Genomic DNA, 14514 nt, shown 5'->3' on the forward strand with positions numbered 1-14514 from the left:
GGAGCTGTTTCATGAAACGAAGTAGGACCATGGAGTTTGGCGTCGGCCTGTTTATCCTGGTGGGCATCCTGGGGTTGGTGTTTCTGGGGCTGCGGGTGAGTGGCTTGACCTTTTCGGGTGCGTCTAATACGTATCAACTGGAGGCTAACTTTTCCAACATTGGCGGCCTGAAACCTCGTGCGCGGGTGTCCATGGCAGGTGTCACGGTGGGTCATGTCGAGTCGATCGAGCTGGATACCGAATGGTATGACGCCCGGGTAACGCTGAACCTGAGCAATGAGCTGGAAGGTCAGATTTCCCGGGATGCCACTGCCGCGATTCTGACGTCAGGGTTGCTCGGGGAACAGTACGTTGGCCTGAGCATGGGGGGCGACCCCGAGATGCTTGAGGAAGGCGATACGATACGCGATACCCAATCGGCTCTGGTGCTTGAAGAACTTATCCAGCAATTTATATCCAATATGGCAACTAACTGATCATTGTGATGAGGTGCCCTTGCCGTATTTGTTTGACTTGCTCGTGTTGAAACAGGTGACGGAGACATTGTTCGCCGTCAATAGGAGGATAAAAGGATGTCTGTAAAGAAAGGGTCGTTCGTCTCGGTGTTCACCTTTGCTGTCGCGCTTTTCGCGGCGATGGTGCCGCTCTCGGCAAGCGCTCAACCCGAGCCACCCGAAGAGATGATTCGCAGCAATATCAACGAATTCATGGCCCAGCTTGAAGGCCGTGAGGCGTACTACGAAGAAAATATCGATGAGCTGAAACAGCAAGTCGATGAGAGTCTTGAAGAAGTGGCGGACTTTCGCTACATCGGTGCCAGCGTGATGGGAAGTTATTTCCGTAATGCCTCGCCAGAGCAGCGCAGTCGTTTTGTCGACGTGTTTCGTCAAACGCTTATCGATACGTACACACGCGGATTGGTGACCTTTGACTACGATGACATTCGCGTTCTGGATGACCAGCGTCCTCAGCGTGAAGAAGACCGTGCCAGCGTGGCCATGGAAGTCGTCGCCACTAATGGTGATGTCTATCCGGTCAACTATAGTCTGCGGTTATCCGACGGCGAGTGGCGTGTCGTCAACGTCATTGTGAACGGCATCAATCTGGGGCTGACCTTCCGTAACCAGTTTGATCAGGCAATGCGTGACAATAACCGGGATTACGATGCGGTAATTGATAGCTGGGCGCCGGACGTGGGTGTCGACGAGCTCGAAGCAGGGGGCGATGCGTGACGGTGATTTTTACCGACCGCGATGTATCGCTGCACCAGCAGGCCGATGGCTTGAGTGTGCAGGGTGACGTGGATATTGCCTCTGCGGCAGCACTTGCTGCAGAGGGCGCGCGCTGGTTAGCCAGTCAAAAGCCCGAAACGGTCGCGTTTGATTTCAGTAAGGTGGCAACGCCGCGCAACGTCGCCTTGAGCGTCTTGCTCCAATGGTTGCGCACATGCCATGAGTATCGTATCAGGGTAACGTCTATTGCCCTGTCAGCGCCGCTCCAGCGGCTTGCCGAACTTGCCGAGCTGGACGCATTGATCCGGGCGCCCGGCGAGCAGTCTGTTGGCTGATTCGTGGGCGTCGCCAAAGCGCCAGCTTTTCTTTATGATGTCCTCCTCTTGATATCCATCTACCCACTTACAAACGTCCTTTAAGGAGTCTCTGTCCTATGCAACCCCAAGAGGTGAAAGCCCTGCTCGAATCGCGTGTCGACGGATGTCAGTTCCATATTCAGGGCGAAGGCTGTAATTTTCAGGTGATTGCAGTGGGTGATGCCTTTGAAGGATTATCGCCCGTGAAGCGCCAGCAATTGGTGTATTCAGCCTTGAGTGATGAGATTGCCTCGGGTGCCTTGCATGCCATCAGCATCAAGACCTACACCCCGTCACAGTGGCAAACCGCTGCTGAAAACGTGCAGTAACGGTTATCTCATGGATAAACTCATAATTACCGGCAATGGCTCGGTTGACGGCGAAGTTTGGGTCAGCGGCGCCAAAAACGCGGCATTGCCCATCCTTTGCGCTAGTCTTTTATCCAAGGGGCCTGTGGTGATCGGTAATTTGCCGCACCTGCAGGACATTACCACCACGTTGGAACTGCTTGGCCGTATGGGCGTCGAGCCGGTGATGGGGGATAACCTCACCATCCAACTGGACGGCTCCCAGGTCACTCACTGCCACGCGCCTTACGAGCTGGTAAAGAAAATGCGCGCCTCCATTCTGGTGCTGGGGCCTCTGCTGGCACATTTTGGCCAAGCTGATGTGTCCTTGCCCGGTGGTTGTGCGATCGGTTCCCGCCCGGTGGACTTGCATATTCGTGGTCTCGAAGCCATGGGCGCCGAGATTCGCGTCGAAGCAGGGTATATTCGTGCGCGAGTGGATGGTCGCCTGAAAGGGGCGACGATTTATTTTGATACCGTGACGGTTACCGGCACCGAGAACCTGTTGATGGCCGCCACACTGGCGGATGGCGTCACCGTGCTTGAAAACGCCGCTCGTGAGCCTGAAGTGGTCGACCTGGCTGAGTGTCTGATCAAAATGGGCGCTCGGATCAGTGGACACGGCAGCGATACCATCACGATTGAAGGCGTGGCGTCGCTTGGGGGCTGCGTTCACGATGTCATGCCGGACCGTATCGAAACCGGTACCTTTCTTGTTGCGGCGGCCATGACCGGCGGTCGCGTGAAGGTAAAACGCACCCGGGCGGATATCCTTGAAGCCGTGCTCGCCAAGCTGGAAGAGGCGGGTGCCGAGATTTCTACCGGCGACGACTGGATTGCCCTGGACATGCACGGCAAGCGTCCCCGTGCCGTGAATATCCGCACGGCGCCGTACCCGGCCTTTCCTACCGACATGCAAGCCCAGTTCGTGGCCATGAACGCCGTGGCAGAAGGGGCATCAAGAGTTGTTGAAACGATTTTTGAAAACCGTTTCATGCACGTGCAGGAACTGAACCGCATGGGTGCGAATATCGTTCTGGAGGGCAATGCCGCCCTGATTAGCGGTGTTGACAAGCTCTCGGGTGCGCCGGTGATGGCGACGGATCTGCGCGCGTCCGCCTCGTTGGTGATTGCCGCCATGATGGCGGAGGGCGAAACCCTGGTCGATCGCATTTATCATATTGACCGTGGCTACGAATGTATCGAGGAAAAACTGCAGCTGCTGGGTGCGCGTATCCGCCGTATCCCAGGCTGAGCCCGGCCCCCAACCATTGGCAACCAAAATGAGTAAGCAACTGATCTTAGCCCTCTCAAAGGGCCGTATTCTAGAAGAGACGCTACCGCTGCTGGCCGATGCAGGCATCACGCCTACAGAGGATTTAAATAAAAGTCGTAAGCTGCTGTTCGATACCAACCTGCCCGATGTCAAATTCGTCGTGATCAGGGCAACGGACGTGCCGACCTACGTTCAGCTTGGGGCAGCCGATCTGGGGGTGGCCGGTAAGGATGTCCTTTTAGAGCACGGCGCCGAAGGGCTTTATGAGCCGCTTGATCTCGATATTGCACGCTGCAAGCTGATGACCGCCGGCGTTACCGGTGAGCCGCCGAAGCTGGCACGCCGTCGGGTGGCAACAAAGTTCGTCAATATCGCTCGGCGCTACTATGCCGAGCAAGGTATCCAGGCCGAGGTGATCAAGCTTTATGGTGCCATGGAGCTGGCGCCGTTGATGAACCTGGCCGATGAAATTGTCGATATCGTCGACACCGGTAATACCCTGCGCGCCAATGGTATGGAACCGCGTGAGCTGATTGCGCCGATCAGCACGCGCCTGGTGGCCAACAAGGCGGCCATGACCATGAAGCACGCGCGTATCAAGCCATTGCTGGCTCGACTGGAACGCGCCATTGCCGATCGCAAGACGATATCGTCCGCCGACTAAGTGAGGTTGCTATGAACGAGAACGCTACAGTGACGATAGCACGGCTCAACACTGCCGATGAGGCGTTTGCCGGACAACTGGACGCGTTGCTGGATTGGGAGGGCGTGTCAGACAGTGCTGTTCAGGCGCGCGTGAATGACATTCTCGCCAACGTGAAGCGTCATGGTGATGCGGCAGTCATCGAAGCCACCAATCGCTTTGATCGCGTCTCGGTTACCCAAATGGATGAGCTTCGTCTGACGGCTGAGCAATTGCGTCAGGCCTTTGAGTCGCTGCCCGCTGAGCAGCGTGATGCCTTGGCGAGGGCTGCCGAGCGAATTCGGCGTTATCACGAGCATCAGAAACCGACCTCCTGGCAATACGAAGAACCTGACGGAACGGTGCTTGGCCAGCAAGTGACGGCCATCGACCGCGCAGGGATTTACGTACCTGGCGGCAAGGCGGCCTATCCCTCATCAGTTCTGATGAATGCGATTCCCGCTCATGTGGCGGGAGTGCAAGAGATCATCATGGTGGTTCCCACCCCCGATGGTGTACTCAACGATCTTGTACTGGCGGCAGCGCACGTGGCCGGTGTGGACCAGGTGTTTACCATTGGCGGAGCCCAGGCCATTGCCGCCCTGGCCTACGGAACAGAAAGCGTCCCCAGGGTGGATAAGATCGTCGGGCCGGGCAATATCTATGTGGCCACGGCCAAGCGGGCCGTATTCGGTCAGGTGGGTATCGACATGATTGCTGGTCCCTCTGAAATCATGGTGGTGTCGGATGGACTGACCGACCCTGATTGGCTGGCGATGGACTTGTTTTCCCAGGCGGAGCACGATGAAGATGCTCAAGCCATCCTGGTGAGTTGGAACGCTCAGCATCTGGCGGATGTAGAAGCCGCTATAGAACGTCTGCTTCCGACCCTGGAGCGGGCCGATATCGTCCGTGAGTCATTGCGTCGACGCGGCGCGCTGGTTCACTGCCGCGATGCGGAGGAGGCCGTCACGCTGATCAACCGGGTTGCCCCCGAGCACCTTGAGCTTTCAGTGGAAACGCCAGATGCGTGGCTCGCGGGTATTCGTCATGCGGGCGCGATCTTCATGGGGCGTTACACGGCAGAGGCGCTGGGTGATTATTGTGCGGGGCCGAATCATGTGCTGCCCACCTCGGGTACCGCGCGCTTCTCATCACCGCTGGGCGTCTACGATTTTCAAAAGCGCTCGTCGTTGATTCACTGCTCGGCCGAGGGGGCGTCAGCGCTGGGTGAGGTCGCCTCAGTATTGGCACGCGGTGAATCGTTGACCGCTCACGCGCGATCCGCTGAATATCGAATCAAACCGTCCTGATGGGGTGAAAAAGGCGGCCACTCAGTCCGTCAGGGCTGGGTTGGTTCGCCTTCATCATTGTCACTTCGGCGGGTTCCGTCGGGTTGTGGAAGTGTCGAAGGAATGGGGCGCTCACCAACATTCAGCGTCATCTCCATGCGTTCACCGTCGCGGACAATCGTCAGCGGTAGCTCGGTGCCTGGCTTGATCGAGGCAATATCGCTCATGGTGGCGCGCGCATCGAGAATAGGTTGGCCATCGACTGATAGCAGGACATCGCCAGGCAATAATCCCGCCTTCTCTGCGGGCCCTCCATCCACAACGCCAGCGACAATCACCCCTTGAGGCGTGCGTAGGCCGAAAGAGGCGGCAAGCTCTCTGGATAGTGCCTGCGCCTCAATCCCCAGCCAGCCACGGATGACTCGCCCCTGGGTAACCAACTCGTCCAGAATGCTATGGGCAAGGTTGGCTGGAATGGCAAACCCGATACCCTGAGACCCCCCCGAGCGCGAAAAGATGGCCGTATTGATGCCCACCAGCGCGCCTTCCGGGTTGACCAGCGCTCCACCCGAGTTCCCCGGGTTAATGGCTGCGTCGGTCTGAATGAAATCTTCATAGGCGTTCAGGCCCAGATGGGTACGCCCGGTGGCGCTGATAATCCCCATTGTCACCGTCTGTCCAACGCCAAAGGGGTTGCCGATGGCCAGGGCGACATCGCCAACGGCAACATCCGTTGAATTGCTCAGCTCAATAACGGGCAGGTTTTCCAGGTCGATTTTAAGCACGGCGAGGTCACTTTCAGGGTCAGTGCCAATCACTTCAGCGAGTACTTCGCGGCCATCGCGCAGCGCTACCTGGATTTCGTCGGCACCGTTGATGACATGGTGATTGGTGAGCACATAGCCTTCGTCACTGACGATAACGCCTGACCCCAGGCTCGACAGCATACGTTGATGGGTAGTGGCGTCATCGCCGTTGAAAAACTGCTGAAAGAACGGGTCTGACATCAGTGGGTGTTCGTCGCGTTCGACGATGCGAGATGAGTAGACGTTGACCACGGCAGGCGCCGCCTGGTTGACTGCAGCGGCGTAGCTGGCAGGGCCCTGGTTGCGGTTCAGGGGCGCCGCTCGCCGGACTTCAGGTGCCGGTCGGTCTGGGTCGGTCTCTTTATCTGCCGTGGTGACCAGAGAGGGCGTGTCTGCGGTTTGGGGGGCTGAAGGCTGAAAGGGCAGCGGGAAGCGCTCAGGAAACGCAAACATGATGACCGCTGCCAGCAAAAAGCCTGTGATGATGGGCCATATATAAGGCAGCACAAAGCGTTTCATTGAGGTTTCCTTTGGCGATCGTCGAGGGGTAGATAATAGCGCTGACGAGTCGTCAGTTTTACACTAGACGTTATCTTATAAATGATAACATTTTATTGGCTTGTATCTCATGGATGCCAGCAGATACTTAGGAGCAACGGTGATTCAACGCGATATATTAGTAGCAGCCTGTGACCATCAGCTTCGCGCTTCACAGTTTAAAGACTTTACAATTAACGGCCTTCAGGTGGCAGGTCGTGATCGAGTAGCCCGTGTCATGACCGGCGTGACGGCCTGCCAGTCCTTGCTTGACGAAGCAGTGAGCTGGCAGGCTGATATGTTGATTGTGCACCATGGCTATTTTTGGAAGAACGAGCCGGTCGCCATTACGGGCATGAAGCAAAGACGAATCAAAACCTTGCTCGATCATGAGATAAACCTGCTGGCCTATCATCTACCCCTTGATGCCCACAGCGAGATGGGCAACAACGCTGAGCTGGCCAGGCAGCTTGGCTGGAAAGTTGAAGGTTGCCTGGATGGGGAGCTGGGTGAAGGTTTGCTTTGGTCTGGGCGCGTTGCCAAGCCACTGAGTGCGACCGCGCTTGCCGGGCAAATAAGCCAGACCTTGCAGCGAGAACCACTGCTCATTGAAGCGCCGGGTGTGGGTGACATAGAGCGCATCGCCTGGTGCACGGGTGGGGCGCAGGATATGATCAGTGCCGCTTTTGAAGGTGGTGCGCAGGCATTTGTTTCCGGAGAAATTTCAGAGCGAACGACGCATCTTGCCAGAGAAATGGGGATCCATTATCTGGCGGCAGGCCATCATGCCACTGAACGTTATGGTGTTCAGGCATTAGGGGAATGGTTGGCTGATGAATATGGTGTTGAGCACCGATTTGTCGATATTGATAATCCAGCTTGATGACGTTGACCCTCGGCAATGCTGCCGAGGGTCAACTCACACTGGAAGCGCTCAGTAACGTGGCGGTGTTGCCGTGTCGTCGCGAGCCTCTTTATCCTTGAGGCCGAAATGTTCGGATAACGTGCCGTTCTGGCCATCGGCGTAGTCGCGAGGCGTCGCGGGTGCACTCAGCGTATCACTGGGCTCGTTTACAGGGCGAAGGTCAGTCAACTCGGCAGGGCGATGTGTTAGCTGGTCTAGTTGCCACTGGCCCGCGTCGTCTTGCAGCTTTTTTTCCAGCTCGTCGGTTTCCTGGCGGATCGTTGCCAGCGATTCATGCACACTGGACAGTTGATGGCTGACGCCATTCTTGAGTGACGCCACCTGATGTTCACGTTCCAATAGTGTTTGGCGAAGTGAAGCAAGTTGACGCTGGCTTTTGCTGAGTAACCGGTAGCATCCTGCGCCGATTATCAAGCCGATCACAAGGCCTATTGCTGCATAGGTTAATGGCTCGCTTTCCACATTTATCTCCCTTGATGCCTGTCGCTGCTGGTTATACAGCGCATGAAACAGTCGATTGCTATTATAGGCGCCTTGATGATGGTTGGGTCAATGCTCATGCGTTGGTGAGCCTAACCACGTATACTTGTTGCCTTTATTTATGTTGTGTTGGTTTTCAGTAATCCTAGGCGGAAATAACAGGAGAGTTAAACGATGAGGGCAACGTCGGACGGTGGTGGGCCAGCGCCGAATACGGCGACGCCGATGGGGCGTTATCGTGCAGACCTTAAGCGAGAGGGGTTTGAGTACGACCCGGCCCAGGAAGCGGCAGTGGCGCATTTGCAGCGTTTATACGATGCATTGCTGTCAACCCCGACGACGGTGCCGAAAACGGTCCTTGCCAATAAAGGGCTTAAGGCCAAGGTGGCGGGGTTGATAGGTAAAAAAACGTCCGCTCAAGAGCCGGTGACGCCGAGCGTTCAGGGACTTTATTTCTGGGGAGGTGTGGGTCGCGGCAAAACGTATCTGGTGGATACTTTCTACGAATCGCTGCCGTTTGCCGATAAAATGCGCACCCATTTCCATCGCTTCATGCAGCGTGTGCATAACGAGCTCACCCATTACAAAGGGGAAAAGAACCCGCTGACATTGGTGGCGAGCAAATTTGCGAGTGAGGCGAGGGTGATTTGCTTTGACGAGTTCTTCGTCAAGGATATCACCGACGCCATGATCCTGGCGAACCTGCTTGAAGCCCTCTTTGAAAGAGGGGTCGTCCTCGTGGCAACGTCGAATATCGTGCCTGACGACCTGTATAAAGACGGTCTTCAACGCGCCCGGTTCCTGCCTGCTATCGATTTGCTCAATCGCCATTGTCAGGTAGTGAATGTTGACTCGGGTGTTGATTACCGACTGCGCGCTCTGGAGCGCGCAGAAATCTTTCACTCGCCGCTCGACGACGCCGCCGAAAAAGAGCTGGCACGCAGTTTTCGCGAAATTGCGGGGCACGCTGGGGAGGAAGACGCTCCGCTTGAAATTAATCAGCGTGTGCTGACGACTCGCCGGCTGCACGATGACATCGCCTGGTTTGAGTTTGCGGCGCTTTGCGATGGACCGCGTAGCCAAAATGACTATATCGAGCTGGCACGCGAATTTCACACGATTATCGTTTCTAATGTCCCTGCTATGCGCGGCGCAGATGACGATCTGGCAAGGCGCTTTATCAATATGGTGGATGAGTTCTATGACCGGGGCGTCAAGGTCTTGATGTCGGCAGAGGTGCCGGTGGAGTCGCTCTACCAAGGTGGAAAGCTGACGTTTGAATACCAGCGAACGCTCTCTCGGCTGCAGGAGATGCAGTCCCATGAATATTTGGCGCTGCCGCACAAGCCCTAGCGGCATAAAGTATAGCCATATAAAACTCGGTCGTAGAAACTTGGCTGTATGAACCATGACCACATAAAAAGATAAATCCAGAAAAGTCTCGGTGAATACCTATAAAGGCTTAACTTGACGGATGGCTTGCTGTAGAATGCCGCCTCGCTACACGTTGTGGGTCAAGATCCCGCAACCAAAAAAAATAGGGATGGTGCAACGCCGCATTGCGGTGTGTCGTACCCAACACATTTAACTGGTGATTTCATCCATGAAGACGTTCAGTGCTAAGCCGCAGTCCGTCCAGCGCGATTGGTACGTTGTCGACGCAACGGACAAGACGCTCGGCCGTCTGGCTACCGAAATTGCTCGCCGCTTGCGCGGTAAGCACAAGCCCGAATTTACCCCTCACGTTGATACCGGCGATTACATCGTGGTGATCAACGCTGAAAAAGTCCAAGTGACCGGCAACAAGGCGAAGGACAAGACCTATTACCGCCATACTGGTTACCCGGGCGGTCTACGCTCCATGACGTTCGATAAAATGATCGACCATGCGCCCGAGCGTATTATTGAGTCTGCCGTGAAAGGCATGCTGCCCAAAGGCCCGCTTGGCCGTGCCATGTACACCAAGTTGAAAGTGTACGCTGGTGCCGAGCATCCGCATGCTGCCCAACAGCCGCTTGAACTGAACATCTGAGGAAATCTCCGCCATGACACAGCAGTATTACGGTACCGGGCGCCGCAAGACTTCCACCGCCCGCGTCTTTATGAAGCCGGGTTCCGGCAAAATTACCGTCAACAACCGTGAACTCGACAATTACTTCGGTCGTGTAACCGGTCGTATGGTTGTGCGTCAGCCGCTAGAACTGACCGAAACCCTCAACCAGTTCGACGTTTACGTCACGGTTGAAGGCGGTGGTGGTTCAGCACAAGCCGGTGCCATTCGCCACGGTATTACCCGTGCGCTGATGAATTATAACGAAGACCTGCGTCCTGCACTGCGCGCCGCGGGTTATGTGACGCGCGATGCACGTCAGGTAGAGCGTAAGAAAGTCGGCCTGCGTAAAGCACGTCGTCGTCCGCAGTTCTCCAAGCGTTAATCGGACGCTCAAATACTGTGGAAAAAGCCCAGGCCATTGGCCTGGGCTTTTTTTTGCTATAACAATCATCCGTCAAGGTGTACGTTGATTAAGCGTGCCTGGCGAACTGCACGCTGGTTAAACTACTTTATACATAGACATTAAATAACAACAGTCATTCTTGCGGAACGTTAAGCGTTGCGTGAGGAAAAAGTGGGGGCCGGATATGGCAAATAACGGCGTTAACAAGGGGCGGCGGCGTTTCCTTGTAGGCGCGACGACGGTTGTCGGCGCAGTAGGAGCGGTTGGGGTTGCAATCCCGTTCGTGTCAGCTTGGCAGCCGAGTGCAAGAGCCCGTGCGGCAGGGGCGCCTGTTAAGGCCGATGTTTCGAAACTGGCTCCCGGGCAGCGTATGACGGTCGAATGGAGAGGGCGACCCGTCTGGATTATCAACCGAACGCCCGAAATGATCGAGCGCACGGAATCCTTTGCCACTGATCGCCTCGCTGACCCTGAATCTCAAGCGTCTCTGCAACCTTCCTATATTGCCGGTCAAATGCGCTCCATACGCCCGGAAATCGGTGTCCTGATTGGTATCTGCACGCATCTGGGTTGTTCGCCCGTCTATCGTCCCGAGCCTGATGCAGCGGGCGTTGGCGTCGAGGATTGGCCTGGTGGCTTCTTTTGTCCCTGTCATGGCTCACGGTTTGATTTGGCGGGACGAGTGTTCAGCAATGTACCGGCGCCGACCAATCTGGAAGTGCCCCCCTATCGTTTCGAAGGCGATAACATCATTGTTGTCGGTGAAGATGAGGAGACGGCCTGATGGGTAATTCGAATAAAACCAAAGCGCCCCGAGGCCTGATGCGCTGGATTGACGCCCGCTTTCCGGCAACGCAGTTCTTTCAGGACCATCTATCGCACTATTACGCGCCGAAAAATTTTAACTTTTGGTATTTTTTCGGTTCACTCGCGCTATTGGTTCTCGTCAATCAGATTCTGACCGGGATCTGGCTTACCATGAGCTTCAACCCCAGTGCGGAAGGCGCCTTTGACTCCATTGAATATATTATGCGCGATGTGGAGTGGGGCTGGCTTATCCGTTATATGCATACCACGGGGGCATCAGCCTTCTTTGTGGTGATCTATCTGCATATGTTTCGGGGATTGCTATATGGCTCCTACAAAGCCCCCCGAGAGCTGGTGTGGATTTTCGGCATGGCCATTTATTTGACCCTGATGGCCGAGGCCTTCATGGGGTATCTGCTGCCTTGGGGGCAAATGTCGTACTGGGGTGCGCAGGTCATTATTTCACTGTTCTCTGCCATTCCCTTTATTGGTCCGGATCTGGCGCAGTGGGTGCGTGGCGACTACCTGATTTCAGGCATCACGCTGAATCGCTTTTTTGCCTTGCATGTGGTCGCGTTGCCGATTGTGATTCTCGCGTTGGTGGTGCTGCACATTGTGGCACTCCACGAAGTGGGTTCAAACAACCCGGACGGCATTGATATCAAGCAGAAGAAAGATGAAGCCGGTAATCCGCGGGATGGTATCCCTTTTCATCCTTATTACACGGTTAAGGATCTGGTTGGCGTTGCCGTTTTTCTGTTTGTGTTCTGCATTGTGGTTTTCTATTTCCCGGAAGGGGGTGGGTATTTCATTGAAACACCCAACTTTGAACCGGCGAATCCGTTACAAACCCCCGACCACATCGCGCCCGTGTGGTATTTCACGCCCTTTTACGCGATTTTGCGTGCCATTACCTTCTCGATTTTCGGTTTGGAGGCTAAGTTTTTAGGGGTGATGTGCATGGGGGCGGCCATTGCCGTGATGTTTGTGCTGCCGTGGCTGGATCGTAGCCCTGTGCGTTCGATCCGCTATAAAGGCTGGATATCCAAGCTGATGTTAGCGTTGTTTGCGGCAAGCTTTGTGACGCTGGGTGTTCTAGGTGTAATGCCTTCAACAGGGGGGCGAACACTATTGGCCCAAGTCTGTACAGCGATCTATTTCGCTTATTTCTTGTTGATGCCGATCTATACGCGGTTGGAAAGAACAAAACCCGTTCCGGAAAGGGTGACAGGCTAATGAAAAAACAACTGATCGCGCTCATTGCTGTTCTGGTGCCTATGACCACAATGGCTGCCGGTGGCGCAGGTGTCCCGCACTCCATGGAGCCGGATCTGCAGAATCAGGCGTCGTTGCAAAATGGCATGAAGCTCTACGTTAACTATTGTATGGGGTGCCACTCGCTTGAGTATCAGCGATTTTCGCGCGCCGCTGAGGATTTGGATATTCCACGGGACATTATTGAGGACAATGTCATCTTTTCCTCCGAAATGGCGTTCAACGATCAAATGGAAACGTCAATGAGCGAGGAAGACGGTGAGACCTGGTTTGGTGCGCCGCCCCCTGACCTGACACTGTCAGCTAGGCTGCACGGCACTGATTGGTTGTATTCCTATCTACTCAGTTTCTATCAGGATCCGAGCCGTCCTACCGGGGTTAATAATGCGGTATTCGAGCTGGTCGCCATGCCCAATGTGCTGGAGCCGCTTCAGGGTGTACAGGAAAAGGTATGTCCTGAAGCAGATGCATCAGAAGGTACCTCCGGCAGCGAAACTGGCTGTAATACGTTGGAAATTACTCGTCAGGGCGAGCTCTCGCCAGAGGAGTTTGAAGAGACGGTTTATGACCTCACAAACTTTCTTGCCTATGTGGGAGAGCCCTCGAAGCTTCAGGCGCAGGCGTTAGCGCCGAAGGTGCTCATCTTTTTGTTTATCTTTGCCGTCATTGCCTATCTCCTCAAGCGCGAATATTGGCGCGATATTCATTGAGGCTCTGATTCAGGGCAATCCCGGGCGCACGGTCAAGTCGTGCGCCTTTTTCGTGTTAGCCTTTAACGTAATGCATGGCGTTGCCTTCCCCAAGGGTGGGGTGGACGTGTTATTATTCAAGATTGATTCGTTGCGAGGATGGTTTCATGGGAGTTGTGGCCAAACGGTCGTCGATGATTTTTTATTCAGGTAATGATGATCATTTCAGTCATCGTGTCCGCATTGTGTTGGCTGAGAAGGGGGTGGCTGTCGACGTCGTCGATGTCTCCGACGAGAATGTCCCTGACGAGCTCGCCGACCTGAACCCCTACAATAGCGTTCCTACGCTGCTTGATCGTGATCTGGTGCTTTACGAGTCGAAGGTCATGATGGAATACCTGGATGAGCGTTTTCCGCATCCACCACTCTTGCCTGTCTACCCCGTGGCACGTGCGCAGAGCCGCCTTTGGATGCATCGCATCGAACGCGAGTGGTGCCCGATGGTCGAACAAATCACCAGCGGTGGAAAAAAAGAAGCCGAAAAAGCACGTAAAGAGCTGCGCGAGAGCCTGATCGGCATTTCACCTATTTTTGAAGACATGCCGTATTTCATGAGTGACGAATTCACTCTGGTGGACTGCTGTCTGGCGCCGATACTATGGCGTTTGCCGGCACTGAATATTGAGTTGCCGGAAAAACAGGTAAAGCCGCTATTAAACTATATGTCGCGGGTGTTCGAGCGAGACGCATTTAAAGCCGCATTGAATGAGCGTGAAAAAGAGATGCGTGCCTGAACCCACTCAGGCCTCGCCTGGCGAGGCCTTCTCTCTGGGAGGAGCGAGACGAGATGAAATCGAGCCGTCCTTATATTGCCCGAGCGCTTTACGAGTGGTTGTTGGACAACGAACTCACGCCGCACCTGGTGGTGGATGCCACTCAGCCTGGTGTTGAAGTGCCGCGTCAATTTGTGCAAAACGGCCAAATCGTACTCAATGTTGCGCCTACAGCGGTTCGCGACCTGTTTATGGAAAACCAGGCCATTGGTTTTAATGCGCGCTTCGGTGGGCAGCCCATGCAGGTGATGATTCCAACGCCGGCACTCATCGCGATTTATGCCCGGGAAAACGGCGCTGGTATGGTGTTCGGTCACGAGCCGGAATTAACTCCGCTCGAGGGCGAGGAAGAGGCGACAGACGAAGCCACTCCGCCAAGCAAGCCAACATTGGCGGCGACCGAATCAACCGGTGAGGCGGATTCTTCCTCTGAGGAAATGCCAACGAAAACGTCGGAATCAGACAGTGAATCTAAGGATAAGCCCGGCAAGAAAAAACCATCGCTCCGGGTGGTGAAGTAA

At 55.1% G+C, this 14514-nt stretch carries 18 protein-coding genes; 16 read left to right on the plus strand and 2 right to left on the minus strand.

From position 1 onward, the window contains the following. Positions 1-11 precede the first annotated feature (11 nt). The 7 genes from mlaD to hisD all read left to right on the plus strand — a co-directional run bounded on the left by mlaD (position 12) and on the right by hisD (position 5206). Positions 12-476, plus strand: coding sequence for an outer membrane lipid asymmetry maintenance protein MlaD (gene mlaD, locus B7L15_RS05430; protein WP_085917988.1), 465 nt, complete (start codon positions 12-14; stop codon positions 474-476). Positions 477-635: 159 nt separating this feature from the next. Beyond that, positions 636-1232 (plus strand): MlaC/ttg2D family ABC transporter substrate-binding protein, encoded by a 597-nt coding sequence (locus B7L15_RS05435; protein WP_422823556.1) that lies wholly within the window; start codon positions 636-638, stop codon positions 1230-1232. Continuing rightward, positions 1229-1567, plus strand: coding sequence for an STAS domain-containing protein (locus tag B7L15_RS05440; protein ID WP_085917990.1), 339 nt, complete (start codon positions 1229-1231; stop codon positions 1565-1567). Before B7L15_RS05435 ends, B7L15_RS05440 begins: the two co-directional genes overlap by 4 nt. A 98-nt stretch (positions 1568-1665) precedes the next feature. Further along, positions 1666-1917 carry a BolA family protein gene (locus B7L15_RS05445; protein ID WP_085917991.1) on the plus strand — a complete coding sequence of 84 codons (252 nt, stop codon included), beginning with the start codon at positions 1666-1668 and terminating at the stop codon, positions 1915-1917. Positions 1918-1927: 10 nt separating this feature from the next. After that, positions 1928-3190 (plus strand): UDP-N-acetylglucosamine 1-carboxyvinyltransferase, encoded by a 1263-nt coding sequence (gene murA / locus B7L15_RS05450; protein WP_085917992.1) that lies wholly within the window; start codon positions 1928-1930, stop codon positions 3188-3190. Positions 3191-3218: 28 nt separating this feature from the next. Next, a complete protein-coding gene (gene hisG, locus B7L15_RS05455; protein WP_085917993.1) occupies positions 3219-3875 on the plus strand; it encodes an ATP phosphoribosyltransferase in 657 nt (218 codons plus the stop codon). An 11-nt stretch (positions 3876-3886) separates the two neighbouring features. Beyond that, the gene (gene hisD / locus B7L15_RS05460) at positions 3887-5206 is read left to right on the plus strand and encodes a histidinol dehydrogenase (RefSeq protein WP_085917994.1); all 1320 of its coding nucleotides are present in this window, start codon (positions 3887-3889) and stop codon (positions 5204-5206) included. A 29-nt stretch (positions 5207-5235) separates the two neighbouring features. Here hisD and B7L15_RS05465 read toward each other — a convergent pair whose 3' ends face one another. Beyond that, on the minus strand, positions 5236-6510 hold the full coding sequence (locus B7L15_RS05465) for a S1C family serine protease (RefSeq protein ID WP_085917995.1): 1275 nt from the start codon (positions 6508-6510) through the stop codon (positions 5236-5238). Between the two features lie 139 nt (positions 6511-6649). On the opposite strand from B7L15_RS05465, the gene B7L15_RS05470 reads away from it, so the two are divergent. Next, the gene (locus B7L15_RS05470) at positions 6650-7411 is read left to right on the plus strand and encodes a Nif3-like dinuclear metal center hexameric protein (protein WP_085917996.1); all 762 of its coding nucleotides are present in this window, start codon (positions 6650-6652) and stop codon (positions 7409-7411) included. Between the two features lie 51 nt (positions 7412-7462). Here the strand turns inward: B7L15_RS05470 and B7L15_RS05475 are convergent, their stop codons facing one another. Further along, a complete protein-coding gene (locus B7L15_RS05475) occupies positions 7463-7915 on the minus strand; it encodes a YhcB family protein (protein WP_176243638.1) in 453 nt (150 codons plus the stop codon). 192 nt (positions 7916-8107) lie between these two features. Here B7L15_RS05475 and zapE point away from each other — a divergent pair, with 192 nt between their 5' ends. The 8 genes from zapE (at position 8108) to B7L15_RS05515 (ending at position 14514) form a co-directional block, all read left to right on the plus strand. Continuing rightward, positions 8108-9286: a cell division protein ZapE gene (gene zapE, locus B7L15_RS05480; RefSeq protein WP_085917998.1), complete on the plus strand. Its 1179-nt coding sequence runs from the start codon at positions 8108-8110 to the stop codon at positions 9284-9286. A gap of 250 nt (positions 9287-9536) precedes the next feature. After that, positions 9537-9965: a 50S ribosomal protein L13 gene (rplM, locus tag B7L15_RS05485; protein WP_085917999.1), complete on the plus strand. Its 429-nt coding sequence runs from the start codon at positions 9537-9539 to the stop codon at positions 9963-9965. A 13-nt stretch (positions 9966-9978) separates the two neighbouring features. Continuing rightward, positions 9979-10368 carry a 30S ribosomal protein S9 gene (gene rpsI / locus B7L15_RS05490; protein ID WP_066321105.1) on the plus strand — a complete coding sequence of 130 codons (390 nt, stop codon included), beginning with the start codon at positions 9979-9981 and terminating at the stop codon, positions 10366-10368. Between the two features lie 205 nt (positions 10369-10573). Next, a complete protein-coding gene (gene petA, locus B7L15_RS05495) occupies positions 10574-11173 on the plus strand; it encodes a ubiquinol-cytochrome c reductase iron-sulfur subunit (RefSeq protein ID WP_085918000.1) in 600 nt (199 codons plus the stop codon). Next, entirely contained in the window at positions 11173-12432 is a 1260-nt protein-coding gene (locus tag B7L15_RS05500; RefSeq protein ID WP_085918001.1) for a cytochrome b, read from the plus strand. Before petA ends, B7L15_RS05500 begins: the two co-directional genes overlap by 1 nt. After that, on the plus strand, positions 12432-13181 hold the full coding sequence (locus B7L15_RS05505) for a cytochrome c1 (RefSeq protein ID WP_085918002.1): 750 nt from the start codon (positions 12432-12434) through the stop codon (positions 13179-13181). Before B7L15_RS05500 ends, B7L15_RS05505 begins: the two co-directional genes overlap by 1 nt. 146 nt (positions 13182-13327) lie before the next feature. Beyond that, positions 13328-13954, plus strand: a complete 627-nt coding sequence (sspA, locus tag B7L15_RS05510) for a stringent starvation protein SspA (protein WP_085918003.1) — start codon at positions 13328-13330, stop codon at positions 13952-13954. A 53-nt stretch (positions 13955-14007) separates the two neighbouring features. After that, positions 14008-14514, plus strand: coding sequence for a ClpXP protease specificity-enhancing factor (locus tag B7L15_RS05515; RefSeq protein ID WP_085918004.1), 507 nt, complete (start codon positions 14008-14010; stop codon positions 14512-14514).

The organism is Halomonas sp. CSM-2, from assembly GCF_002119345.1.
Classification (GTDB): Bacteria; Pseudomonadota; Gammaproteobacteria; order Pseudomonadales; family Halomonadaceae; genus Vreelandella; species Vreelandella janggokensis.